Source organism: Chryseobacterium cupriresistens (assembly GCF_046614675.1).
GTDB classification, from domain to species: Bacteria; Bacteroidota; Bacteroidia; order Flavobacteriales; family Weeksellaceae; genus Chryseobacterium; species Chryseobacterium cupriresistens.
In genome coordinates, this window is sequence record NZ_JBKKJT010000004.1 from 392,979 (window position 1) to 419,974 (window position 26,996).

At 37.2% G+C, this 26,996-nt stretch carries 19 protein-coding genes; 7 read left to right on the plus strand and 12 right to left on the minus strand.

Annotated features, from left to right (window positions below; translation table 11 throughout):
- The first annotated feature begins 6 nt into the window (after window positions 1-6).
- Both ACLI50_RS14045 and ACLI50_RS14050 read left to right on the plus strand, forming a co-directional pair.
- Window positions 7-1,449, plus strand: a complete 1,443-nt coding sequence (locus tag ACLI50_RS14045) for an alpha-L-fucosidase (protein ID WP_343639119.1) — start codon at window positions 7-9, stop codon at window positions 1,447-1,449.
- Entirely contained in the window at window positions 1,449-4,112 is a 2,664-nt protein-coding gene (locus ACLI50_RS14050; RefSeq protein WP_411414049.1) for a beta-glucosidase, read from the plus strand. The genes ACLI50_RS14045 and ACLI50_RS14050 overlap by 1 nt, the downstream gene beginning before the upstream one ends.
- Window positions 4,113-4,166: 54 nt before the next feature.
- On the opposite strand, the gene ACLI50_RS14055 is transcribed toward ACLI50_RS14050, so the two are convergent.
- Window positions 4,167-5,054: a hypothetical protein gene (locus ACLI50_RS14055; protein ID WP_202839281.1), complete on the minus strand. Its 888-nt coding sequence runs from the start codon at window positions 5,052-5,054 to the stop codon at window positions 4,167-4,169.
- Window positions 5,055-5,336: 282 nt separating this feature from the next.
- Between ACLI50_RS14055 and ACLI50_RS14060 the strand changes: the two genes are divergently transcribed.
- On the plus strand, window positions 5,337-5,600 hold the full coding sequence (locus tag ACLI50_RS14060) for a hypothetical protein (protein ID WP_238349598.1): 264 nt from the start codon (window positions 5,337-5,339) through the stop codon (window positions 5,598-5,600).
- Window positions 5,601-5,827: 227 nt separating this feature from the next.
- Window positions 5,828-7,216, plus strand: a complete 1,389-nt coding sequence (lpdA, locus tag ACLI50_RS14065) for a dihydrolipoyl dehydrogenase (protein WP_202839283.1) — start codon at window positions 5,828-5,830, stop codon at window positions 7,214-7,216.
- An 83-nt stretch (window positions 7,217-7,299) separates the two neighbouring features.
- Here lpdA and ACLI50_RS14070 read toward each other — a convergent pair whose 3' ends face one another.
- The 3 genes from ACLI50_RS14070 to chrA all read right to left on the minus strand — a co-directional run bounded on the left by ACLI50_RS14070 (window position 7,300) and on the right by chrA (window position 10,268).
- On the minus strand, window positions 7,300-8,277 hold the full coding sequence (locus tag ACLI50_RS14070) for a nuclear transport factor 2 family protein (RefSeq protein ID WP_343639111.1): 978 nt from the start codon (window positions 8,275-8,277) through the stop codon (window positions 7,300-7,302).
- A 40-nt stretch (window positions 8,278-8,317) separates the two neighbouring features.
- The gene (locus ACLI50_RS14075) at window positions 8,318-8,896 is read right to left on the minus strand and encodes a TetR/AcrR family transcriptional regulator (RefSeq protein WP_411414050.1); all 579 of its coding nucleotides are present in this window, start codon (window positions 8,894-8,896) and stop codon (window positions 8,318-8,320) included.
- 244 nt (window positions 8,897-9,140) lie between these two features.
- Complete coding sequence (chrA, locus tag ACLI50_RS14080) at window positions 9,141-10,268, minus strand: chromate efflux transporter (RefSeq protein WP_411414051.1); 1,128 nt, start codon at window positions 10,266-10,268, stop codon at window positions 9,141-9,143.
- A gap of 280 nt (window positions 10,269-10,548) precedes the next feature.
- Here chrA and ACLI50_RS14085 point away from each other — a divergent pair, with 280 nt between their 5' ends.
- Entirely contained in the window at window positions 10,549-11,349 is an 801-nt protein-coding gene (locus ACLI50_RS14085; protein WP_110010461.1) for a patatin-like phospholipase family protein, read from the plus strand.
- 134 nt (window positions 11,350-11,483) lie between these two features.
- On the opposite strand, the gene ACLI50_RS14090 is transcribed toward ACLI50_RS14085, so the two are convergent.
- The 4 genes from ACLI50_RS14090 to ACLI50_RS14105 all read right to left on the minus strand — a co-directional run bounded on the left by ACLI50_RS14090 (window position 11,484) and on the right by ACLI50_RS14105 (window position 15,326).
- The gene (locus ACLI50_RS14090; RefSeq protein ID WP_343639105.1) at window positions 11,484-11,921 is read right to left on the minus strand and encodes a hypothetical protein; all 438 of its coding nucleotides are present in this window, start codon (window positions 11,919-11,921) and stop codon (window positions 11,484-11,486) included.
- A 660-nt stretch (window positions 11,922-12,581) separates the two neighbouring features.
- Window positions 12,582-13,301 carry an ABC transporter ATP-binding protein gene (locus tag ACLI50_RS14095; protein WP_110010464.1) on the minus strand — a complete coding sequence of 240 codons (720 nt, stop codon included), beginning with the start codon at window positions 13,299-13,301 and terminating at the stop codon, window positions 12,582-12,584.
- An 80-nt stretch (window positions 13,302-13,381) separates the two neighbouring features.
- Entirely contained in the window at window positions 13,382-13,942 is a 561-nt protein-coding gene (locus ACLI50_RS14100; protein ID WP_110010465.1) for a hypothetical protein, read from the minus strand.
- 346 nt (window positions 13,943-14,288) lie between these two features.
- Complete coding sequence (locus ACLI50_RS14105; protein WP_411414052.1) at window positions 14,289-15,326, minus strand: serine hydrolase domain-containing protein; 1,038 nt, start codon at window positions 15,324-15,326, stop codon at window positions 14,289-14,291.
- Window positions 15,327-15,596: 270 nt separating this feature from the next.
- On the opposite strand from ACLI50_RS14105, the gene ACLI50_RS14110 reads away from it, so the two are divergent.
- Window positions 15,597-16,118 (plus strand): DUF305 domain-containing protein, encoded by a 522-nt coding sequence (locus ACLI50_RS14110; protein WP_202839300.1) that lies wholly within the window; start codon window positions 15,597-15,599, stop codon window positions 16,116-16,118.
- Window positions 16,119-16,191: 73 nt separating this feature from the next.
- Window positions 16,192-16,704: a hypothetical protein gene (locus ACLI50_RS14115; RefSeq protein ID WP_202839301.1), complete on the plus strand. Its 513-nt coding sequence runs from the start codon at window positions 16,192-16,194 to the stop codon at window positions 16,702-16,704.
- A 328-nt stretch (window positions 16,705-17,032) separates the two neighbouring features.
- Here the strand turns inward: ACLI50_RS14115 and ACLI50_RS14120 are convergent, their stop codons facing one another.
- The 4 genes from ACLI50_RS14120 to ACLI50_RS14135 form a co-directional block, all read right to left on the minus strand.
- Complete coding sequence (locus tag ACLI50_RS14120) at window positions 17,033-18,496, minus strand: RagB/SusD family nutrient uptake outer membrane protein (RefSeq protein ID WP_411414053.1); 1,464 nt, start codon at window positions 18,494-18,496, stop codon at window positions 17,033-17,035.
- 10 nt (window positions 18,497-18,506) lie between these two features.
- Window positions 18,507-21,461 (minus strand): SusC/RagA family TonB-linked outer membrane protein, encoded by a 2,955-nt coding sequence (locus tag ACLI50_RS14125; RefSeq protein WP_411414054.1) that lies wholly within the window; start codon window positions 21,459-21,461, stop codon window positions 18,507-18,509.
- 896 nt (window positions 21,462-22,357) lie between these two features.
- On the minus strand, window positions 22,358-23,827 hold the full coding sequence (locus ACLI50_RS14130; RefSeq protein WP_411414055.1) for a TolC family protein: 1,470 nt from the start codon (window positions 23,825-23,827) through the stop codon (window positions 22,358-22,360).
- Window positions 23,820-26,981 carry an efflux RND transporter permease subunit gene (locus ACLI50_RS14135; RefSeq protein ID WP_202839316.1) on the minus strand — a complete coding sequence of 1,054 codons (3,162 nt, stop codon included), beginning with the start codon at window positions 26,979-26,981 and terminating at the stop codon, window positions 23,820-23,822. The genes ACLI50_RS14130 and ACLI50_RS14135 overlap by 8 nt, the downstream gene beginning before the upstream one ends.
- Window positions 26,982-26,996: the final 15 nt, after the last annotated feature.

Here is a 26,996-nt window from a genome sequence, read left to right on the forward strand (position 1 = left end):
TTCCTTATGCTGGTTATATCCAAAATAAAACCCTTTTTCCTTTCATCCCTTTTTATAAGTTCAATTGCATTTTCACAGGCTCATAATGTATCGGACGGATATCAGAAGCCTACAGATTCTTTGGTGGTACAAAATCTGGAACAGTGGCAGGATATGAAATTCGGATTGTTTATGCACTGGGGAACCTACAGCCAGTGGGGAATTGTTGAAAGCTGGAGCATATGCCCGGAAGATGAATCATGGACACAGAGAAAACCCGAACACGGGAAGTCATATTACGAATATGTAAAAAATTATGAAAATCTTCAGACTACCTTCAATCCAACCCGATTCAATCCTCAGAAATGGTCAGACGCGGCGAAGAAGGCAGGAATGAAATATGTGGTTTTCACCACCAAACATCACGATGGTTTTGCCATGTTTGATACCCGGCAGTCGGATTATAAAATTACTTCTCCCCAAACCCCTTTTTCAAAAAATCCAAAATCTGATGTGACGAAAGAAATTTTCAATACGTTCAGAAAAGCAGGATTTAAAATTGGTGCTTATTTTTCAAAACCTGATTGGCATTCCGATGATTATTGGTGGTCTTATTTTCCGCCCAAAGACAGAAATGTCAATTATGACCCAAAGAAATATCCGGAAAGATGGGAGAACTTTAAAAAGTTGACCTTTAATCAGCTGAACGAAATTACTTCCAATTACGGGAAAGTTGATATTCTCTGGCTGGATGGAGGCTGGGTACGTCCTTTTCACACCATAGATCCAAAAGTAGAATGGCAGCGCACTATCAAAGTAGAGCAGGACATCGATATGGACAAAATAGGCACGATGGCTAGAAAAAATCAGCCGGGAATCATCATTGTAGACCGCACCGTTCCGGGAAAATGGGAAAACTATGTTACTCCTGAGCAGGCAATTCCGGAACATGCTCTTTCCATTCCGTGGGAAAGCTGCATCACCATGGGAGATTCCTTTTCTTATGTTCCCAATGACAACTATAAGACCTCCCAGAAGATCATTGAAACATTGGTTAAAATCATTTCAAGAGGAGGAAATTACCTTATGAATATTGCACCAGGACCTAACGGAGATTACGATCCCATTGTATATGAAAGGTTACAGCAAATTTCAGGCTGGATGGATAAAAATCAGTCTGCGGTTTTTGCAACAAGAAGTATTGCACCTTATCACGACGGAAATTTTTATTATACACAAAGCAAAGATGGAAAGACATTGAATATTTTTCACTTGGATGAAAAGACAAATTATGAGTCTCCATCAACATTAAGGTTTACCATTCCTGATCATTTTAAACCGAAATCTTTGAAAGTTTTAGGCTTATCAAACAAAATTCAATGGAAAAAATCAGGGAATTCAATTGAAATTAACTTGCCGAAAGAAAGAACTCAATTAAAATATTCAACTGTAATTCAAATCGTTCAATAATGAGATGTATTTGTTTTAAACTTGCCGGAGCCGCATTATTGTTGAATGTTGTGATTACTTTTGCTCAAAAACCTTTGTATAAAGATCCCAAGCAGCCCATTGAAACCAGAATTCAGGATCTGTTGAAGAGAATGACCCCAGAAGAAAAATTCTGGCAGTGTTTTATGATTCCCGGAGATTTGGATAACGTCCCGAAAGGACAATATTCACATGGAATTTTTGGACTTCAGGTGAGCGCAGGAAATCAGGGAGGCGGAGCAGCAGGACAACTGCTGAAATACAATGCCAGTGAAGATGCAGAAATACTGGTGAAAAAGATCAATGCCATTCAGAAATATTTTGTGGAAGAATCACGATTGGGAATTCCCATGATTCCTTTTGATGAAGCTTTACACGGATTGGTTCGGGATGGCGCTACTGCTTTTCCGCAGGCAATTGGCCTGGCTGCTACTTTCAATCCGGAATTAATGACCAATGTTTCAACAGCCATTGCAAGAGAATCAAAATTGAGAGGAATCCGCCAGATTCTGACCCCTGTAGTAAACCTTGCCAGCGATGTGAGATGGGGAAGAACAGAAGAGACCTATGGTGAAGATCCATTTTTGACCTCCGTAATGGGAGCCAGCTTTGTCAATTCATTTGAAAATATGGGAATTATTACCACACCTAAACACTTTTTAGCGAATGTAGGAGAAGGAGGAAGAGATTCTTACCCTATTCATTGGAGCAAAAGATATCTGGAAGAAACCCATTTAATTCCTTTTCACAATACTTTTACAAAAGGAAAAAGCCGTTCTGTGATGACTTCTTATAATTTGCTTGATGGAAGACCTTCAACCGCCAATCATTGGTTATTGACTGAAAAACTAAAAAAAGACTGGAATTTCAAAGGCTTTGTTATCAGTGATGCAAGTGCGGTAGGAGGAGCCAATGTTCTCCATTTTACAGCAAAAGATTATGATGATGCTTCTGCACAGGCTATCAATGCCGGGCTTGATGTGATTTTTCAGACGGAATATAAACATTATCAACTATTTATTCCTCCTTTTTTGGATGGAAGAATCTCAAAAGAAAGAATTGATGATGCTGTTTCACGAGTATTAAGAGCGAAATTTGAACTTGGATTATTCGAAAATCCCTACGTTTCTGTTAAGGAAATTGAAGAATTAAAAAAACTCAATCACAAACCTTTGGCAGAAAATGCAGCGGCAGAGTCTTTTGTTTTGCTTCAGAATAATAACCGGACGCTTCCTGTTCCGGCGAATGTTAAAAAGATTCTGGTGGTAGGAGCGGATGCTGTGGATGCAAGATTAGGCGGTTATTCAGGGCCCGGAAACAAAAAAATAAATATACTGGATGGCCTTAAAAACTATGTGAACAATACAGAGACTGAAATTATGTATTCAAAAGGAATTGACTGGAATGTAAAAGATTTTACCACAATTCCAAACGAATATCTGTCCTCTGAAAATAAAAAAGGATTAACAGGATATTATTTTGCCAATACTGATTTAAAAGGTAATCCGGCTTTTGGAAGGCAGGATGAAAACCTCAGTTTCAAATGGACTTTATATTCTCCTGATCCGGGAAAACTGCAGCCTGACAATTATAGTATCCGGTGGACCGGAAAGCTGGAAGCTCCCAATTCCGGAAAATACCAGATCGGCCTGCGTGGAAATGATGGTTTCAGATTATACCTGGATGGAAAATTAGTGATTGATCAATGGGAAAAGCTGAGCTATTCCACAAAAACTGTGGAGGTAGACTTCGTAAAGGGGAAAAAATATGATATAAAGATCGAATTTCATGAAAATCGTGGCGAAGCCAATTTAGAATTGATCTGGAACTATGGTTTATATGATTATCAGAAAGATTTTAAGGAAGCTTTAGATCTTGCCCAAAAAGCAGACTATATTCTTGTTACGGCCGGAATTCATGAAGGTGAATTTCAGGACCGATCATCATTAAGTTTGCCTGGAAATCAGGAAGCGTTTATTCATGAGGTTTCAAAACTGAAGAAACCTGTAACAGTTCTTCTGGTAGGCGGCTCTGCCATAAAAACAACAGCGTGGAAAGATAAAGTAGGAGCCATCTTAGACATTTGGTATCCGGGAGAAGAAGGCGGAAATGCGGTAGCAAAAACGCTTTTCGGAGCTGAAAATCCATCCGGAAAACTACCGGTCACATTTCCGGTTCATGAAGGGCAGTTACCTTTAACTTACAATCACCATCCAACAGGAAGAGGAAATGATTATTATGATCTGAGTGGAGAACCACTATATCCGTTTGGCTTCGGACTCAGTTATACCTCTTTTGAAATTTCTGACCTTCAGTTGAGCAAGACTCAGTATTTTGAAAATGAAACCATTGTTGCTGAAGTCAAGGTGAAAAATACAGGTTCAAAAGCCGGAAGTGAAGTCGTTCAGCTGTATGTGAAAGACCTGCTGGCTTCCGTTTCAAGACCAGTTATTGAACTGAAAGGATTTCAGAAAGTAGAACTAAAACCTGGAGAATCAAAATCAGTCACTATAGAAGTTCCTGTAAAACAATTACAGTTTTTAAATGAAAAAATGGAATGGGTGGTAGAAAAAGGAACGTACAGAGTTATGATCGGTAATTCATCGAAGAACCTTCCTTTAAAACAAAATATTGAAGTTTTATGACCATAAAAAAGAGCAGAAATTTCTGCTCTTTTTTGTATCTATTATTGAGATTGTCTAGTATTTTCTGGCCAGTAAAACGTTCAGTAAGAATGTTCCTGCCCAGTTACTGTTATTGGTTGTTACACCATTCGTACCGATAAAGTCTACACGGGCAACAGATACGGTAAGCCTGGTTTTACCGCCAGTACCGTTATTGGCCAGACTTACAAAAGATGCTGTAAACACATCCGGGAAACTTGAGTTGTTTCCTGCGGTAAGAATAGGATACATATTGGTAACATTGAAAGGAGTACCCTGATATTCATACACGAGGGTCATTCTGCTGGCATTGGAGTAGGAAGCAGTCTGGGCTCTGTCCACAGATGTTTTGCTCACAATCCACCACCTGTCTGTTGCAGCACCTGAATCATAGCCTGCATTAGCATGATTGGTCCAGTCAGCAAGGGCTGCTGTTCCAAGGGCATGAGGAGGAATGAAAAGCTGTGTACCATAAATTTCTACATTGCTTGGTTTTGGAAGAACTGTAAAAGATAAATCCCATGTTCCTCCGGAAGTATTACTGTTGTTTACTACTTCGGCATATGCTCCAGTAGGGATTACAAAAGAAGCAACAGGAGTATTGTCTATTCTTAAAGTATTTCCACTGGAAGCCTGTAATGTAATAGCATTGGGAGAAATGTTCTTAATCTTATAAATTCTTCCTGTAAAACTGGTTGTCCCGGTTCCGATCACAGGAAGGGTAAAGGTGGCATCTGCAGTTCCGTTATAGGTAATATAATGATCAGTAGCCAGAATATTATACGTTGTAGCAGTAATCTGAGTATAGCCAGCCCTTAAAGAACCGTTTACAGCAAGCGTACTGTTAGGTGTTGTTGTATTAATGCCTACTTGTGCAGTTAAGGGAATAGCAGCCAATAAAAGGATCGAAATGTATTTTCTCATATTGCATAATTTAATTAACACAAAAATATAAAAAAAACATATGAAAATTATTTGATAATGAATATTTTAAATGTTTTTTAAATAAACCATTAAGATTTTAATATCAATAAATGTTCGGCATTTCTCAATGTACACTATTTTAAGCGGAATTATCTCCTTGAGATACATACTATGCTTTCTTTAAAAAATCTTGGTATGATATATGTAAGATTTATCATGAACCGGAATGAATTTCATTAAATGATATTGGTTTAATTGAAAACATTCAAAAATATGAACATTATGAAAAAGTTATTAATTTCAACAGTATTGTTATTAGGTTTATCCATGAATGTTGCTGCCCAGAAACATCCGCCGGTACCTCCGCATCCTTCAAAAAGTGAGTTGGTCAATATTAAAATGCAAGAACTTACCAAAAAATACAATACTGAAAAAAAACTGATCCTTAATCACCCGCTTGCGACCAAAAAGATGAAGAGAGATCAGATGAAAGCTTTGAATGAAAGATATGCAGCTGAAAAACGATTGCTTAGACAGGCAAGATAATACAGTATTTTTGCAGTTTTTAAAATGGTAAAACCAGTTTTTTATCCGTAAAGTTTTGAAAAGTTTTCAACGTAAGGAAAGTTTATTGAAAGAGAATGCATTGTGTATTCTCTTTCTTTGTTGAAAATTGAATGAAAACAGCTTTATTGGTGCATTTTAAGATCAGTTTGAAGAAACATAAAACATCCAATATTTTTCCTTAAATTCGCATAAAAATTTTTAAAGTAATGAATTACGATATTATTGTCATTGGAAGTGGTCCTGGTGGATATGTTACTGCGATCAGAGCAGCGCAATTAGGTTTCAAAACCGCAATTATCGAGAAAGAAAATTTAGGAGGAATCTGCCTTAACTGGGGATGTATTCCAACTAAAGCTTTATTGAAATCTGCTCAGGTTTTTCATTATATCAACCATGCTGAAGATTATGGTTTGAATAAAGTGGAGGCAAGCTTTGAATTCCCGAATGTGATTCAGAGAAGCCGTGGTGTTGCCAGCAAAATGAGCAAAGGAATCGAATTCTTGATGAAAAAGAATAAGATTGACGTAATTCTTGGTACTGCAAAAGTACAGAAAGGTAAAAAAGTTTCTGTTACAGATAAAGAAGGAAAAGTAACTGAATATACAGGTACTCACATTATTATCGCTACAGGAGCTCGTTCAAGAGAATTACCAAACTTACCGCAGGATGGTAAAAAAGTAATCGGATACAGACAGGCATTATCTCTTCCTGAGCAGCCGAAATCTATGATCGTTGTAGGTTCCGGAGCTATCGGGGTAGAATTTGCTGATTTCTATAACACAATGGGAACTAAAGTAACCATTGTTGAATTCATGCCAAACATCGTACCGGTAGAAGATGAAGAAATCTCAAAACACTTGGAGAAATCTCTGAAGAAGACAGGAATCGAAATCATGACAAACGCTTCAGTGGAAAGTGTTGATACATCTGGTGAAGGAGTAAAAGCTACTGTGAAAACAGCTAACGGAAACATCACTCTTGAAGCTGATATCTTATTATCTGCTGTAGGTATTGCTGCTAATATCGAGAACATTGGGCTAGAAGAAGTAGGAATCCAGACAGATAAAGGAAGAGTATTGGTAAACGAGTGGTATGAAACTTCAGTACCTGGTTACTATGCGATCGGAGATATTATCCCAACTCAGGCATTGGCTCACGTAGCATCTGCAGAAGGAATTACTTGTGTGGAAAAAATCAAAGGAATGCATGTTGAGAAAATCGACTACGGCAATATTCCAGGATGTACATACTGCCACCCTGAAGTAGCGTCTGTAGGTCTTACTGAAAAGCAGGCTAAAGAAAAAGGATACGAAATCAAAGTTGGTAAATTCCCTCTTTCTGCAAGTGGTAAAGCTACTGCAAACGGAAACACAGACGGATTTATCAAAGTGATTTTCGATGCTAAATACGGAGAGTGGTTAGGATGCCATATGATCGGTGATGGAGTAACAGATATGGTTGCTGAAGCTGTTGTAGCGAGAAAATTAGAAACCACAGGTCACGAGATCATCAAATCTATCCACCCGCACCCAACAGTTTCTGAAGCGATTATGGAAGCTGCAGCTGCTGCTTACGGTGAGGTGATTCATATTTAATCTGAAATACAGAATCTTATATATAATTTAAACCCGGATTTTCCGGGTTTTTTTAGTGAAAGTAATAATAACTTTGTAAATCTCTATTGCACATTAATAGCTTTGGACTGCATTTCTTCATTAAGTTTATAGCTATCCTCCAGAAAATGATATTTCACAATTTTACCATTCACTACTTTAAAAATCACAACAAATTCAGTAGTAAATATCTTATTGAATTTTAAAATTTTTGAAGACAGATATCCAGTAGCAGTGGCATTTTCACCATTAACAGCTATAAAGTCGATTTCAAATTTTTCAGGTTTGACATTTGAGTATAATTCTTCAAAAAATTCTTCTATTTCCTTCTTAGTTTGCCTTTTACCTGTCCACGGAAATTTTTGTTTATTTCCAGGCAAGTCCCAGTCTGCATGATCAGAAAATAAATCTAAAATATTTCCTTCCTTTTTTCCGGATTGTAAAGCAAAAAATTCATCTATTACCTCTTTTGTTGTTTTTAGAGATTCTTTGTTGATAGGTAACGATGGATTTTTAAATATATTTATTCTATCTACATCTTCTGAAGTAAAATCAGGATCTACATACACATGTATACGTTTGATAAATTCATCTTCGAATTCAAAAACATTGCAGAATTTACCATAAGAAATCTTATTATCAGGCCACTCCTTTCCGGATTTTGTAATTCCCCTTTCTGTCCCTTCTACCACAATACTATGGTCAGAAATTACATATTTAAAATTATCAATATCATGGCTGAGGCTTTGAAGATGAGCACCCATTACTTTTCCAAAATTTGTGATTCCATTTTTTCCCTTTTCAAACCCGAATTTAGGATAATATATTTCTACATCATCTGTATAGAGATTAAAATATTCTTCGTCAAATTGCCCTTCATCCACTTTTTTGAAATACGTTTTCACTTTGTTTTTGCGAAGTGTCGCAAGATCTGTATTGTTCATATTTTTTTGTTGTTGTATTGCTGACCTGTCCTGAGCTTTCATATTGGTAATGTTTATGAATATCAGAAGAGTAGCTGTTATTATGATATTGTTCTTCATTTTTATTTAAACCGATCGTTCCAGAATTTGATAAAAAAAATTATTTCTTAATTTGATCTATTAAAAAATCAACCATTTCCATTACTTCCTTTTTATTTTGGGTCAGGTTATAATGGCTCCAGAAACTGCTGAAAGAAGATAATATATAGCGGGCAATAATCTGAGCTGAAGTTGTACTTTTGATATTTCCATCTTCCTGAGCCTGTAATATTGCTTTTTCTAAAATAGCCAGTAAAGATTTGCCACTTTTTAAAATAAGCTGCCTGGCTTCCTGATCTTCCGGAACAATTTCGAAAATGGTTTTCACCGTAAGGCATGCTTTATTATCAGTTACAGTTTGTTCAACAACATCACGGATAATGTTTTCAAGCGCGGTTATACCTTCATTTTTTGCTTGTAACGCCTGGTAATATTGATTTTCTTTGAAATCAGAATAATTGGATAAGCATTTTAAGAACAAATCATGTTTATTACCATAGGTATCATAAATACTGCTTCTGTTCAGCTTCATAGCATCTACAATATCGTGCATTGAGGTAGCGTGATATCCCTTTTCCCAAAAGAGATTACGGGCTAATTCCAGTTTTTCCGTATAATCGAATTCTTTATTTCTTGGCATACTGCAAATATACAATTTAAACCAATCGTTCCAAATTGAATTTATTATTATTTAGATTCTTTATTAGCGTGTAAGGCTGGCAATTGATTCTTTAAACATGTAAAAATAACCTAACAGGTTTTTAAAACCTGTTAGGTTTAATGCCCATCTAATTGATAAGAAAATCAATTCGCTCCAGGATTAATCATACAACCAAAGATTTTTATCTGTGGTTTTTTATAGAAAGTATACTCATTAGTGTTTTTCAGGATAAAAAGCTTAGTAAAAAACCTAGTAGTGCTCCTCCGATAACTAAAAAAGCACTGTTTAGTTTTTTAAATCCGAATACAACAGCTATACTTATACAGGCGATAAGAGTTGTTTTCCAGTCGGTAATGCTGTCAATTCCCATAGTGATGCATACAGACAGAATGAGAGCTACAGAAGCCACATTTACACCGTTAAGAAAAGATGAAAATGTTGCAGAATTTCTCATTTTATTTATGAAAGGACCAGACAACGCAACAAATATAAAAGAAGGAAGGAATATGGCTAAAGTAGATACCAAAGCCCCCGAAAGTCCATTGATCTGATATCCGATAAATGTCACTGAAGAAAACACAGGCCCCGGAGTAAACTGGCCTACGGCGATAGCATCTATAAGTTCCTGACGGGTAATAATCCCTCTGGAAACAAGCTCTGTATCCAGAAAAGCGAATAAAACATATCCACTGCCATATAATATAACTCCGATTTTCAGAAAGATCCAGAATAATTTTAAATTGAGCAGAGAAGATGTGTTAGACAGTAAAAACTGAAGTGGACTAATAAAAATAAAATTGTTCAGCTTTTTATTTCTTTGCTGATACTCTATCATCAATATTAAAAATCCGGCTCCGAACATTAATACTATTTCACTGATTTTTAACAAAGAACATATGAGAACAATTCCTCCAACAGCCGCTAATGGGAAAGTTTTTACTGATTTTTTTGCCAGTGGGAATACGGCACCTATTATAATCGCTATAATGGCAGGCTTTATTCCATAAATAAAAGGAGATACTTCGGGAAGCCTGCCATATTCTTTGTATAGCCATGCAAAAATACCGGTAATAATAACCGCAGGAAATATAAAACAAAGCCCGGCAACTATAAGTCCTTTCCAGCCTGCTCTTTCACGTCCTATATGGATTGCCATTTCAGTACTGTTAGGACCGGGAATGAGATTGGTAGCTCCAATAAGATCCAGAAATTCCTGATCTGTCAGCCACTTTTTTTCAGCTACCACTTCTTTTTGCATCATTGCAATATGGGCTGCCGGGCCTCCAAATCCAATGATTCCGAGCTTCAGAAATAATTTGGCAAGGTCTTTTAAGTCATTATTATTGTTCACTTTAAACGATTTGTTTTACAAGAACCATTTATTAAAAATTGATTTGATAAAAGTAAAAAACTATAGTATATATTTTAATGTCTGCATGATCATTTTTTACATTAATTTTGAAAAGTATAGGCTTTAATAGCAGATTGTAAAGGTCAGGCTGGTTAAGGATTTAAAGCTGTTTGATTGAATTTTAATGTGATTACAGCGATTTTTCTTAAAATAATTTTAAAATTAGCATATTTATAAAAATTAACTTAATTATTTCAGACTGTTTTCTTACATTTATTCAATGAATTTTGAGAGAGTAGGACTTGTTTTATCAGGAGGCGGTACCAAAGGAATCGCTCATGCAGGAGTATTAAAATTCTTACAGGAAAAAGGTATTGAGATAGATATTCTTTCCTGCTGCAGCGCAGGATCTATTGTAGGATGTCTTCATGCTGTCGGAAAAACTCCGGAAGAAATCCTGGAATTCTTCAATTCTGTCTATTTTTTCAATTGGAAACACTTTACGTTCAATCAGCCGGGACTGGTTTCTTCAGTGATCTTCAGAAACTACCTGAAACCTATTTTCCACGAAATGAAATTAGGTGATCTTGATATTGAAGTGAAAATCGTAGCTACAGAGTTGGTTGCAGGTACCCAGAAAATTTTTGATAAAGATTTTGAAATTGTTGATGCCATTATTGCCTCTTGCTCCATTCCGGGAATCACAACTCCTTATATCATCGGTGATGAAATGTATTGTGATGGAGGAGTACTGAATAACTTTCCGGCAGATATCATCAGAGAAGACTGTGATAAGCTGATCGGTGTATTTGTATCTCCACCCAATGAAGCAAAGATTAAGGATCTAAACTCTATTAAAGCTATTGTTTCCCGCTCTTACGACCTTCTGTCCTACAGAATCGAAAAAATAAAATTTGATTACTGTGACTGGTTCATTTCTTCCCAAAAATTATCTTCCTACGGAACTTTCGAACGGAGAAAAGACAGACTGGAAGAGATTTTCAATATCGGTTACAAAGCAGCAAAAGAAAGCTATGAAGAAAGTACTTTTTTCACAGAATTAAAACAATCTGGAACATAAAAAAATCCTGCATTAATCAATACAGGACTTTTATTTTATAAGAAAGGAAAACAATCTTGGGTTCTAAAAGAGAAGTTATAGGCAGACTATAATAACTTTCAGCCTCATTCTTTCAGCTTCCCGCTTTTATAATTCTAATTTTTCACGACATATCCGTCCTGGCGAACAATTTCACGGTCATTCGCATCATTTACAACTAATGTATAAGGTGCTTTTTTCGGAGAATCTGTAAGATAATTTCTCCAGATCTGATAGCTGTGCCCTTCATTGTTGAATTCGATATAATAATTTCCTCCTGTACCGTCAGGAATCAGTTCACCATCGCTGATGATCATGCTTGGCTTAGCGGTGATCTTTGCATTGGCATTCCAGGACTGGTAAAGGTATTTGCCATTCGGTTGTTTGTCGATTCTGATCTTGAACTTTTTGGTTTTAATAATAACAGTCTTTGGTACCTGCTGAAGGGCAGAAGAAGTTATAAAACCGTCTGTTTTCGGAGCGGGAACTTCTTTAGCCTGAACAAAAGAAAACTGGGCTAAACAGAAAGTCCCTAATAAAATATGCTTTATCATATTAAGTGGTTATTGGTTAACATTTCAGATTCTATCAAATATAAAGCCATATTTCAGCTGAATGTTCTTTTTAGGAACAAGTGCGTAAAGTTTATTACAATGATTTTTTAATTATAATAAATTTGTATGAGCTAAAAATAGATTAAAAATAATTATTTAAATATTTCTTTGAACTCATCTGTGTAAGATAACTTTTCATAACCTAAGTGCTTAAAATTTCCTTGAATGTAATTTTTTATCTGAAAATAATTTTTATGATAGAATTGTGATATTTTTACAACTTTATTTCCTTCTTTATACAAGTAAAGATATTCGTAAGTTCCTCCTTTACCTGTCAAATGGCTAAACTTCCAACCTTCAATTTCATGAGTTTATAAGTTTTAGTTAGAAGTCCAAAAAATCTTCTCACAACAATAGTATCTTTATCGATTGTTATCTTGATACATTTTGTTCTTACTTCTCCAAAGAGTATTACAAACGAAAAAATAAGTATACTTGGGAGAAATATTCTTGGAAATACTGGAGTATTATAATTTTTTGTAATAAATATCCCGGGGATAATTGATATAATAATATATAAACAGGCAATCAACAATAAAGCTGGTAAAAAAGCTTTAAAAGTAAATTTTGTATTCATAATTACAAAATAGACCTCCTAATTTAATGTTCAGGTTTAATCTCAAAATTCTGTGTATAACTTGCAAAAGCATCTTCCAGGCTTTCAAATTTACCTTTGAATTCATCAATAGGGCAGTCCTGAAGAATATTTCCTTTATGGATAAGAATAACTCTTGAACAAAGAGCTTCCACTTCCTGCATGATGTGAGTAGATAGTAAAACAGTCTTTTGCTGTCCGATCTGTTTCACCACATTACGGATTTCAATAATCTGATTGGGATCCAGACCATTGGTAGGTTCATCCAGAATCAGCAGATCCGGCTGATGAATGATAGCTTGTGCCAATCCTACACGTTGCTTGTATCCCTTAGACAACTGTCCGATTTTTTTTGATTTTTCCGGAGTAATTCCTACGAGTTCAATCACTTCATCTACTCTGGATTCTGAAATTTTGTGGATATTGGCTACAAACTGAAGGTATTCTTTCACGTACATCTCCAGATAAAGCGGATTATTCTCCGGAAGAAAACCTATTTTCTTTTTGCTTTCAATCTCATGATCTGAGATATTCATTCCATTAAAAATAATTTCTCCCTGATCAATTTTCAGAGCCCCGACAATAGACTTCATCAGCGTAGATTTTCCGGCACCGTTTGGGCCAAGAAGACCGATGATTTCATTTTTATCAATAGAAATGTTGATGTTGTCAAGAGCAGTCTGTTCACCAAATTTTTTGGTTAAATTGATTATCTGAAGCGGCATAAATTGTAATGTCTTTCTGCAAAAATAAAATAAAAAAACTCATCCGATAGAATGAGTTTAGCAATATTTATAAAATATAATTATTTTCTTGATTTTTTCTTGGCTCCGCCAGATGCCGGAGTTGCTGTAGAAGCAGTGTTGGTGGCTCCTTTTACTGCTGAAGGGTTTATACCGGAAGGTTTGTCATACATGGCATACTTTCCATTCGTTCTTCCAAAAATTTTCTCCACCTGTTTTTGGGTTAAAAACTGTGATTTTCCAATGTATTTCCGGTTCTTGTTGATCACCTGAATAAACTGCATGGTCTGCTGCCCATAGTTTTTTTCATAATGAAGCTCTATGATATCATTAGGCAGTTCCAATATAATATTTTCTTCTGGAGTGGAAATAAAACCATCCATAATCAGTTTATAGAGCCCGGCAACATCTCCATTAAGGTTCTGGAATGAAAAAGACCGGATTGTATTCAGGTTGCTGGTGTTCAGATCCTGGTAGTTCACTGTAAATTTATCTTCCTTTTTATATAGACCAACGGAATTATCTTTACCAATTTCCACCAAACTTTCATTTTTCAACACTTTGATCTGTGAGAAAACTGAAATACCGAACATACATGTAATAAGTAGAATTATTTTTCTCATGGAATGAATTTTAATGTTTTATAACTTGGTGCACATAAATTTACTCATAAAAAAGCTAAAAAGCAATTTTAATTCGTTAAAGCAAAAGTAACATTTTTTTTTAATATTTATAAGAGATCATCTGCTGATGCTATGGGCTTCATTGTTTATATAAACGATTGTAAATCATGAAGTTTTATTCTCTTTTGTGAAAGTGCTGTTATTTTTGTTACATCAGGTATATAATTCTGAATATAATGTAATGTGTTGAAAAACAGATTGAAAATCCTTATGTAAAATTAAATTAAAAATTTATTAAAAATAAATGTTAAAAATGAGGTTTTGTGAATTAATCAATAAAAAAATATCAATGAGAAGCTATAGCTGTAAGAATTACATTCTTTATTGCAGCCTCTTTGAAACTCCAGTATTCGCTGTTTTCGGGCATCTGATTCTCAAGAATAATCAGGGTGGTATCAGTGGAAGGAAAATAAGTGTTAAGGCAAGTGAAACCATCACCAAGACCTGTGACTGCAAAATAATCCAGTCCTGCCTCTTTGATAAATCTTATATTATACCCGAATCCCATACTTTCTTTTCCAAACACATTATGCTGGGAAGTTGTAGAAGGTGTCAGCATCAGCTTTTGAAATTCAGGAGAGAGAAGTTTTCCTTTAAATAAAGCCTGATCCCATTTTGCAAGATCCTGCACCGTAGAAATAATGCCTGCAGCAGGTGCTATCTTATCATTCAGGAAGGTTTCTTTTACTTTTTTAAACTGATTATTTTCATTCATATAACCTGCAACCAGAGATTGATTATTCTTTGTATTGTAAGCAAAAGTTTGATCCATTCTTAGTTTTTTGAAAAGAGAATTGGCTAATTCAGTAAAACTTTTTCCTGTTGTATTTTTAAGGATTTCACCCAGCATGATATAAGAAAGGTTGCCATATTTAAACTGAGTACCGGCTTTGAAAGCTGCAGGTTTTTCAAGATTGCTAATCCCGTGGGTATGGTTCAGAAGATGATGTACGGTAACTGTGTCGGCCCAGGTTTGGGTAAGAGAAGGAAGGTATTTTCTGATAGGAGTACGAAGGTTCAGCTTTCCCTGTTCGGCGGCCTGTAAAACCAATACTGCGGTAACCTGCTTAGAATTGGACATGATTTCAAACTGATCTCCTGTTTTCAAAAGAATTTTTTTATCAAAATCTTTGTAGCCATTGGATTTCAGATAGTGTACTTTTCCTTTCTGAGCCACCAAAACGACGCCATTGAAAGCTATCGGGTTGGGAGACGTTATAATACTGTCGATTTTATGAGTGTAAGCGTCTTGTTTCTGAGCTGCTGCGGCAACAGATAACAACGTAGAAAATACACTGGTGAAAAATAATTGTGTTTTGGTCATTACTTATTTTTTTGCTAAAAATTGAGATGTAAGAAAATTCTTATTGAATCTTTTGTAAATGGTTGTTTTTAAAGATTTGAGCTTCCAAATATATCTTTTTCCTTAGATTCTACAAGTAAATATTTGTCAATTAATATGAGTGAAAGCATAAACCAGTAAGATAAAAGTTTGTATTTTTAAAGTTGGTTTGAATTTATATGAGTAATAATACTCAAAAATGCTGATGATATTCTATCCGGAAATGTCAATAATCAACTAAATTTCTTTTTTATGGAAAATACAGAGCATAAGCATGGAGCATCTTCTTCCATGGAAGTTGAAAAGCATTCAAAACGTTCTTCCTCTACAATGTACGGACAATTTGTATTGATGGCTGTAGTGATGTTTTGTGCGATGTATATCATTATGTATGCTATGATAGACAGCCTGAAGAATCTTATTTCGAACATTAATAATCTATATATGGCTTTGTTGATGACTTCAGCGATGCTTCTCATTGAATTGTGGGTGATGCGAAAGATGTATACCAACAAAGCAATAAATTGGACTATAGTGATCATTGCCGTAATATCAGGTATTTTTTCCTGGTTCGGAATCAGAGAACAGATGAATGTTGATGACAGACAGTTTGTCAAAAGTATGATTCCTCATCATGCAGCAGCTATTTTAATGTCACAAAAGGCTCATCTTACCGATCCGCAGCTGATTACCCTGCAGAAAAATATTCTTAAAACCCAATCCGAAGAAATCAAGCTGATGAAGCACAAACTCAGAGAATTTGAAAAAAGGTAGGGCAGGAATCTGAAATAACACGAATATAGATATACTGTTATTTTAATCAGAATATTTTAATAATTTAGTTTCCATGAAAATTAAAACTATTAGCCTTTCTATCATTTTTTTCACTATTATTTCCTGTAAAAAGGATAAAGAATATCCTAAATATGTTGAATTGGAATCGGGAAATGGAAGCTATTCACTTTTTATAAAAGATGGAAATTTTGAATTTTTAAAAACAGAATTTGTAAGCTATGATCATATGGTAACAGCTCCTTTTTCAGAAGGTAAATATAAGATATCAGGTGATGAACTGATTTTGAATAGTGATAAAGGAAAAAAATATATTTTCAAAATAGGGAATGATTCAGAACTGATTCCTGCAAAAATGGATTCCCTGAAAGATATGAAAGGATTGTATCCTGTTCAGATTCTTCATAACAATAAAATGCCGAAAGAAATGGGACGCCTGGATTCTTTAGGAAGAAAAAATGCGTTGTGGCTTTATTTTAATGAAAAAGGGAAGGTGATTAACCAGAGATTGTATAAAAATGGAGAGCTGGTAAAAGATCATTACAAGTCGGATATTGTTATAAAATAAAGAATAAGCAAGAGACCTGGAAATAAACAGTATGCAATTTTATCACAGATAAAATCCTTGCGCCTTATAGCAGTCTTCTTAATAGAACTTTGCGTCTTTGCGTTTTCCAATTATACCTTTCTTATTTGTGTGTTTTTGAAAACGAAAAACGCAAAGTTTTTTTAATTCCATAAATAATTTTAAGGTGAAAGAAGATCAAAGGTTTTTAGCAAATGAAAGTCAAAAATATATCAGCACCTTACCTTAGTCAATAAAAAAAGGCGCCACTTACAAGTAAATGGCACCTCGTTACTGAATATATTTGAATGTAAAATTGTTTTTGGTTTATCTACTCATTCTGCTTGATTTGTGGGTTATTATTAATCTCTTTATTAGGAATCTGGAATCTGAATTTATCAGGAGTCAGGTTGAATCTTCCAAAAGTATGATTCGTTCCTGTGTATACCCTTTCTAAAGGGTTGTTTAATCTTTTCATATCAAACCAGGCGTAGCCTTCACCCCAAAGTTCTATTCTCTTTTGCAGGACAATTTCATTAATCAGCTCGCTGCCTGATTTCGTAGATAATGTGTAGGCCTGATCTCTTTTTGAGGTAATGTCAAATAATACCTGTCTGGCTTCTGTTTCTCTTCCCTGTCTGGCCAGAGCCTCTGCCTGGATATAATACAGTGAGGAAGCTCTGATGTAAATATAATCTCCTTCAAAAAGCGTAGGATCCTTAAACTTCCAGCTTACGTAAGGCGGATAATTCTTCGTTTTTCCATTAAAAGTATAGGCTGCATTCTGGCTTCCATTGAAGACTTTCTTACGGTAATCCGTTGCCGGAATGGCATCATAAAGACGCTTGTCAATCAGCTTACGGATCTGTGCGGCTCCGGCATACCCTTCATTCGTATTATCAAACATGGAGAAGAAAGAAGCATAATAATTTCCGATGCTCATTGTGGAGATCGTATTATGAAAACCCCATATTACCTCAGGATTATTGATGTTGGAAAAACCGGTGTTGGTATAATCTTCTTCGGTCATAAGGGCAATTCCCTGTTTGCTTTCCTGAGCATATTGTGCAGCCTTGATATAATCCCGTGTTTCAAGAAATACTTCGGATGCAATAGCTTTAGCAGTTCTTTGGTCTATCTGGGCTCTGGAAGGTCGGGCATACGTATCCAGAAGCGTAATAGATTCTTCAATATCTTTTTTGATTTGTGAATAGACCTCAGCAACCGTTGATCTGGGAAGCCCCTGGCTTGGATTAGCTGCAGTAAGCACCAGGGGAAGTCCCGGTTCAGACTGATGTCCGTTATAATCATGGGCATAAAAACGAACCAGATAAAAGTAGGAATAAGCTCTCAAAGCAAGAAGCTGTCCTGCAATCGCTCTGTTTTTTGCATTGGCATTCTTATCCAGTCCATCCAGCAGTTTGTTAATTACGAATATTCTTGCATAAAAAGTAGTCCATACAATCTCAGAAGCAATATTACTGGCATTAGTGGCTTCATAATTATAAAACATTCCTAAATGCTGGTTGGTAGACTGGATGACATCATTGGACATCAGATCGGAACCCGCTTTGATTCCCATGATTCCGAAATCCGAGTGAACGGTAGTACCGCCCGCACCATTGCTTCGAAGATCAAGATAGATGCCACCCAGGATTTTTTCCGGACTGTTTGCATCGTTATTGAGCTGCTCCCCGGAAATATCTCCTTCCGGTAGCGTATTGAGGTCATTAGCACAGCTGGTAGCCAAAAAACTCATAGCTGCAGCTGTTATAAAGTATTGTATTGTGTTCATTCCTGTTCTTTTAAAAATTAAGTTTAAAGCCTAAAGAGACACTGGATAAAAGAGAATAGCGGTAAGCATCTGAAACTCCTGTCAGTGAAGCTCTTGGATCATATCCTTTTCTCTTAGACCATAGATACAGATTGTTTCCTGTTACATAAATTTTCAGGCCTGATAAGCCTGCCTGCTGTGCGAAACCGTCAGGAAGCTGATAGGAAAGGGTTACATCCTGAAGACTGATATAATCCGACTTGATCAGATACAGCGTTGAATTTCCGTTCTGGTTTGTAGCGCTAAGATCTACTCTAGGCAATGCAGCCGTTGGATTTTCAGGGGTCCAGGTTTTATCCAGATCTGTTGAATAGTTGGAACCATAGCTGTCAGAATGGAATAAGCTTCTGTAAATATCATCATATCCATAGCCTCCGAACTGGTAAGCAAAATTCACTGCCAGATTGAATCTTTTATAACTGAAATCTGTTCCGAACCCTCCATATACTTTTGGAATAGCAGACTTTCCGGTGTTATAGTCGGTGGCTTCCTTATAATTACTGGTCACTGTTCTTTCTTCCTTTTGGGTCGTTGGGTTGATCGTTGTGCGATACCATAAAGCATCACCGTTCTCAGGATTTACTCCGGCAAATTCTTTTAGGAAATAGGTGTAACGGTCTCCACCTTCTGTCAGGATAAATAAACCTGAAACAAGTCCTGTATTTCTCTGCTCAGCCGGTAATCTGGTAATCTTATTTTTATAGTGAGTGGCATTCGCATAAAAACTCCACTGGAACTCATCACCGCGAAGAATATCTACATTGACATTCGCCTGAACACCTCTGTTGGTCATATCTCCGATATTTCCGTATTTCACATATGAACCCGCATTGGATGGAGGAAGAGGAAGAGCGTAAATCATATCCGAAACTTTTCTTTCAAAATAATCGGCATTCAGACTGATTCTGTTTTTTAAAAGTGAAATTTCAAAACCGGCATTCAGGTTTTTGGAGGTTTCCCATTTTAAATCCTTATTTCCTTGTTTTTTAAGCGACAGAACAGGTTTGTCGTCCCCGAAGTTGTTGATTCCGTAGATATCCTGATACGCATAATAATCTCTGCTGGAACCACTTAAAAGAATGTTGTCATTTCCCTGCTGCCCATAAGAAGCTTTTAATTTTAAAGCATTGATAATACGATTGTCTTTAAGAAAATCTTCCTTTGCGATATTCCATGCAAGTCCTAATCCATAGAAATTTCCCCATCTGCTTTCCGGAGAAAATACGGAAGAACCGTCTCTACGGATATTGGCATTAAAGAAATATTTTCCGTCATAATTATACAATAACCTCGTGAAATAACCTTCTACGGCATATTCATAACCGCTTCCGGATAAGTCGGTAATTTTTACGGCATTGTCAAATGACTGAGAGTCGGGTAGTAAAAGCTGCTGTTTTGATCCTGAGAATCCATCATCTTTTATTTTATTCAGTTCATGCCCTGCAAGGAGGTTGAAGCTGTGATTTCCCAGCTTTTTCTGGTAAGTAAGCAATTGCTGATGGTTCAGGGTATATTTAAAATTAGAACCTTGAGAAATTGTTCCTCCCACAGAAGATGAAGTTCCTCCTGCCGTATTTCCGAACTGCAGGTTTCTGGTATTTTCGAGATAAGCTCCGAAATTATAAGTGAAATCAAGTCCTTTGATGATTTCATAATTTAAACCCAGGTTCAGGTTGGTAATGTTACTGACAGTCTGTGACTTATCTTTCTGAAGGTTTCCTACAGGATTTTCAAACACCGCATAAGATCTTGTGGCTCCGTTGGGACCTTGGCCGTCTCCGTAATCATATAGAGCATTTCCATAACTATCATAAAGCCTCTGGTAATTGTTATCTCTCAGGAAAACAGGATAGAAAGGAGCAATATTTCTGGCAAACTGGAAAGGGTTGGAAAAACCTCCGGTCTCCCCGAAATCCTGCTTGCTGTAAGTGTAGGATAAAGCACTTGTTAATTTTAGCTTTGAAGTGATAGCGTAGTCTACATTAGACCTGATCCCGAATCTTTCAAAACCTGACGAGATTAAATATCCTTTATCATCAAGATAGTTAAGGGAAGTATAAGTTTTCACCTGATCTCCATTAGCATTGATACCTACCGTGGCTTCTCTTCGCAAAGCAGGTCTGAAAAGCAGTTTCTTCCAATCGTCCTGATACAATAATTTTGCATCAGAATTAAAAGAACCATCCTTTGATATCAGCTGATTAAAAGGAACATTATACACATTATATCCAAGTTTTGTCAATGCTGAAAGTCCCACATCATGAGGAGAAGGGCCTGAAGGAACAGCTCCCGGCTGTTTCAGTCTTGCGATTTCACCAATTCTTGCTCTGTTATAATAAGCGGTATAATAATCCTGAGGAGAAGTATAAACCGAATAATCTTCAATAGATCTGAAATTAACCCCTGTTTTTACATCAGCCTCTATACTTACGCCTTTACTTTTTCCTCTTTTGGTGTTCACAATAATAACACCATTAGCCCCTCTGGAACCGTATAAAGCATTCGAAGAAGCATCTTCAAGAAAAGAGATGCTTTCAATATCCGATGCGGCAATACTGTTCAGGTTTCCGCTGTACGGAATGCCATCCAGTACAATTAAGGGGTCACTGGAAGCGTTGATAGAGCCTATTCCTCTCATTCTGATGGTCGGCTGAGAGCCCGGCTGTCCTGAGGAAATCACCTGTACCCCCGCTACTTTTCCTCCAATTCCCTGAAGAATATTTCCGTTTTGAAGATTAGAAAGATCTTTAGCCTTCAGCGACTGTACAGATCCCGTAATTTCTTCTTTTTTCTGCTTCCCAAAAGCTACCACCACCACTTCTTTGATGGAAGTTTCTTTGGAAAGACTGTCTTTGCTTTGTGCAAAACCATATTCCGCGAACAGGAGTAAGGCCAATACACCAAGCTTGCATTGTTTCTTTTTCATTATATTAATCTAGGTTTAAAACTGAATTGTGTATTACTGCTGATCTCCCGGTAAAAAATGTGACTTTCCGCCTCCTTTTTTCAGGGAGGTTATAAAACGAATAGTAAAATTACAGGAGAGGTACCTGGATGAAAGAAGCCTTGAACTCTTTGGCTTTAATTCCTACAGTAATGAATGTATCTCTTAAAAAGTTAGCACATCATCATCATGCACATCATATCAAAGCACATGTCTTGAGAAATGCAGTTGTGCTGTGAAAGGGCAGACATTCCACAACAATTTTGCTGTGCAGAAGCTGCCGTCGTAATGGTGCATAGGTAAGAATTAAAGGTATTCTTATTCATGAGAATAAAGTTTATGATTTTTTTAACTGGGTCAAAATTATCTAATAAATGACGAACCCAGATAAAACGAGAGCATGAGATAAATCATATTAGTCTACTAAATTAGTAGGTTAATTGATTTGAATTAAATTTATGAATCGTAAATATTTGATTTTTAATTAATTAATTCCATGTTTGAAAATGTTAAAAAATGATAAAAAAGTTAATTTTTCAAGTGTGAATTAAATTTAAAATTATAAGTCTATTTATTTTGTAGACTTTTTATTTATTTTATAGCTGTATTTTCATGAGAATAAGGATCAGGAGCTTCATCCTGCTATCCGCTCATACTCCTCGCACCTGGCTGAATCCACTTTCTGCTGCGGGGTAACCGCTGCTATCAGGGCTAAGGATGATTTGAATTATAAGTGATAAATGATCAATGATCAATGATCAATCATAATATAAAATTATCCCAAACCTCTGTGTCAATCTGTGAGATCTGCGGTGATAACAAAAAAAGAAGTCCATCTTTCGATAGACTTCTTATGAAAACAAGATTAAAATATGGATTTATTCTTTCTTAATATCCGGAACTGCCAACGGAGCCTGATCCCAACCACCGCCAAGCGCTCTGTAAACAGCAACACTCGCTTTAAGTTGGTTCACTTTCTTTTCTACAAGCTCAAATTTGGATTCCAGGGCATCCCTTTGGGTTAGTAAAACTTCCATGTAATCAGCACGGGCATATTTGAAGAGGTCGTTGGAAATATCTATAGACTTTGTTAAAGCATTCACTTCCTTCGTTTTGATATTCACACTGCTTTCCAGATTATGAATTTTAGATAACTGGTTTGCTACCTCAATATAAGCTCCCAAAACAGTCTGCTCATAATGATACACTGCCTGAATCTGTTTCGCATTGGCATTATTATAAGCCGCTTTAATCGCCCTTCTGTTGATCAGAGGTGCTGTAAGTTCTCCCGCAAGAGAAAACAGGAAAGACTGAGGTTTGATGATATACAGTGGATTAAAAGCCTGTAACCCGACTCCTGCAGAAAGATCAAGAGAAGGGTAGAACCTTGCTTTGGCCACTTTAATGTCAAGCCTGGCAGCGGCCAGTTCATATTCAGCCTGCTTGATATCCGGACGGTTTTCCAAAAGTTCAGAAGGAATTCCTCCATACACCGCTTGCGGAACAATAGAATCAAAAGAATTCTGACTTCTTTCCACGGGTTGTGGAAATCTTCCCACCAGATAATTGATCTTGTTCTCCGTTTCAACTATCTTCTGCTGGATGTCATACTGCATGCCCTGAGTTTTCAGAACCTGGGCTTCAAATCTCTGTACTGCCAGTTCATTGGATCGCGCATTCTTTTTTAACTCTTTGATAATATCCAGCGCATCATTCTGAATTTTAATATTCTGATTCAAAATAACCAGCTCATTATCCAGTGCCAGCAGCTCATAATAAGAATCTGCAATCTCAGAAATAAGATGAGTTGTCATGAAATTCTTTCCTTCAATGCTGGCAAGATATCGCTGTACCTGTGCTTTTGTCGCATTATGCAGCTTTCCCCAGATATCCGTTTCCCATTGTGCCTGAGCTCCTACCCCAAAATCAAATAAAGGTTCCGGCATTTCTCTGCCGGGCTCTATTTCAGTATTGGCTTCCATGGCTCCGATATTGGTGTACCGGCTTACTTTGTCTACACCAGCTCCGGCTTTTAAACCTACAGAAGGAAGATATTCACCTTTTCTGGCTTTGATTTCATTTTTAGACATTTCAATTTCCTGAAGAACAATATTCAGTTCCTGATTATTCTGAAGAGCCTGGGTAATCAGTTCCTGAAGATGCGGATCACTGAAATATTCATTCCATTTCATTTTTCCGGTATTGATGGTGTCATTTTCTGCTGAACCATATTTTTCAGGAACAGTTTTGTTCTCAGTACGTTGTGCTATTTCTATAGGTTTACAGGCAGTAAGACTTAATAAGAAGACTGCCAGACCTGCATATTGATATATTTTTCTTTTATTCATAATGGATCATGTCTTCGCTTAATGGAGATTCATCTTCGTCTTTAATCATTTTTTTACCATCAGACCACTTGGCAAATATGTAATAGAGCCCGGGAATTACTATCACTCCGAATAAAGTTCCGATCAGCATTCCGCCCAGTGAGGAAGCACCGATAGTATGGTTTCCGATGGCCCCGGCGCCCCTTGCAAAAACAAGCGGAACCAATCCTGCAATAAAGGCAAAAGAAGTCATCAGGATCGGTCTGAAACGGGCTTTGGAACCTTCTACAGCAGCTTCAAGAATAGAATCTCCTGCTTGGCGTCTTTTCACGGCAAATTCTACAATAAGTACTGCGTTTTTACCCAGTAATCCGATAATCATGATCAATCCTACCTGCGCGTAGATGTCATTTTCCAGTCCCATCGCTTTTAATAACAAGAAAGACCCGAAAACTCCCACCGGTAAAGAGCAAAGTACCGCAAACGGAATAAGGAAACTTTCATATTGTGCCGCCAGAACCAGATACACAAATACCAAAACAACAAGGAATACATAGATCGCTTCATTACCACGTTGCGCCTCATCATAAGACAATCCTTCCCATGCCACTTTGTATCCGTGAGGAAGTGTTTTGGCCGCTGTTTCGTTGATAGCCTGAATAGCATCTGCCGTTGTATACCCTGCAGCCGGAAGTCCGCGGATTGCAGCAGAATTGTACATGTTGTAACGGGTGATTTCATTAGGTCCCTGTGTCTTTTTCATTGTCATGAATGCGGAATAAGGGACCATTTCATCACGGTCATTTTTCACATACAGATTCATGATATCTGTAGGAAGTCTTCTGAATTCCGGGGACGACTGTACATATACTTTGAAGAACTGTCCGAAACGGATAAAGCCCTGTTCATAGGTACTACCGATCAGAATGTTGAGGTTGTCCATCGCTTTTCCGATAGAAACTCCTTTCTGCATCGCTGCATTATTATCAAATACCAGCTCATACTGAGGATAATTAGCCGCAAAAAAGGTGAAGACTCCTGAAAGCTCCTTACGTTTTTTAAGCTGTGCGATGAAATCTTTATTGGCTTTATCAAATTCCTGATAATCGGTAGTTCTGTTCAGATCAAGCAATCTCATGGAGAAACCTCCCGAAGATCCGAATCCCGGTACAGCCGGCGGTTCAAAGAACTCAATGGTAGCTCCAAGGTCTTTTGATTTTTCTTCCAGTTCTTCCATGATCTCCTTCACAGAATGATCACGGTCGTTCCAGCTTTTAAGGTTGATCAGACAGGTTCCTGCATTCGAACCACGGCCTTCCGTCATGATTTCATATCCTGCCAGGGATGATACAGATTCCACACCGTTTACTCCCATACAGATTTTCTGTAATGTTCTGGAAACCTTATTCGTCTGCTCAAGAGTAGAACCCGGAGGAGTCTGGATGATGGCATAGATAGTTCCCTGGTCTTCATTCGGGATAAACCCGCCCGGAAGAACCTTATTGATCATCACAATTCCGGCACAGAATGCGATCAGAATTCCCCATGTTACCACCTTTCGGCTTACGATTTTTCTAAGGAATGAAGCATATTTTCCGGTTACTTTATCAAAACCGCTATTGAATGAGTCTAAAGCTTTGGTGAAAATATTGGCTTTTTTAGGCTTTCCATGGTGGTTTTTCAATAACATTGCGGCCAAAACAGGAGTCAGCGTAAGGGCTACTACCGCTGAAATCACAATAGAACTCGCCATAGTAATCGAAAACTGACGGTAGAAAGTTCCCACCGGACCCGTCATAAATGAAATAGGAATGAATACAGCTACCATCACGGCTGTAATGGCAATAATAGCACCCGCAATTTCACCCATCACTTCTTTTACTGCTTTATAAGGCGAAATATTACTGTCTTCCATTTTGGCGTGAACAGCCTCAATGACAACAATCGCGTTGTCAACCACAATACCGATCGCCAGTACCAAAGCAAAAAGGGTAACAAGGTTGATGGTTAACCCAAAGAATTGGATCACAAAGAAAGTTCCGATCAAAGAAACCGGCACGGCAATAATAGGAATCAGCGTAGAACGCCAGTCGCCAAGGAAAATGAAAACTACAATGGCCACCAGAATAAATGCATCTCTTAAGGTATGTATCACCTGTTCAATAGAAGCATCAAGAAACTGGGATACGTCATAACTGATTTTATAATCAACACCCGGAGGAAAGTTCCCTTTCATTTCTGCCAGTTTCGCTTTCACATCTCTGATCACGTCATTGGCATTACTTCCGTAGTTTTGTTTCAATACAATGGAAGCAGAAGGATGCCCGTCAAGGTTGGAATAAATATCAAAGAATTCACTTCCAAGCTCTACCTTGGCAATATCTTTCAGTTTCACATTTTCACCTTCGGCATTGGAACGCACGATAATATTTTCATATTCTTCCGGTTTGTTGTATTGCCCTTTATAAGTCAGTACATATTCCAGTGACTGTGCTGCAATACCGGAACTTTGTCCGATTCTCCCCGGGCGTCCGATGATACTTTGTTCGCCGATAGCTTTCATCACCTCATCTACAGAGATGTCATAAGCACGCATACGGTCAGGGTTCAGCCAGATACGCATGGCATATCTTCGGCTACCCAGGATCTGCGATTTTGCAATCCCGTGGATACGGTTAATTTCCGGGATGATATTCACCATAGAGTAGTTGTACAGGAATTTTTCATCCATACTTTTATTCGTGCTGTAAAGGTTCACGTACATCAGCATACTGGGCTGAATCGGGTTGACAACAACTCCTTCTTTCTGTACCAGTTCCGGTAATAAAGGCATTACCTGGTCCACTCGGGTTTTTACCAGAACGACTGCCTCATTCGGATCGGTTCCGGGATCAAAGACAACGTTCACGGTAGCTTCCCCGGCACTGGTGGCATCGGTGGTGATGTAACGCATTCCCTGAACTCCATTGATGGCATTTTCAATCGTAATCAAAGATGATTTTACCAATACATCTGCACTCGCGCCGGGATAGGCAATAGAAACGGCTACGGTGGTAGGGGCAATTTTTGGAAACTGTTCCGTAGGAAGCTGCTTCATGGCGATACCTCCCATAAACAGGATCACAACCGATATCACAATGGCGAAAACCGGTCGGTGTATTACTTTTTTAAACATAATGCTGCTTTTGGG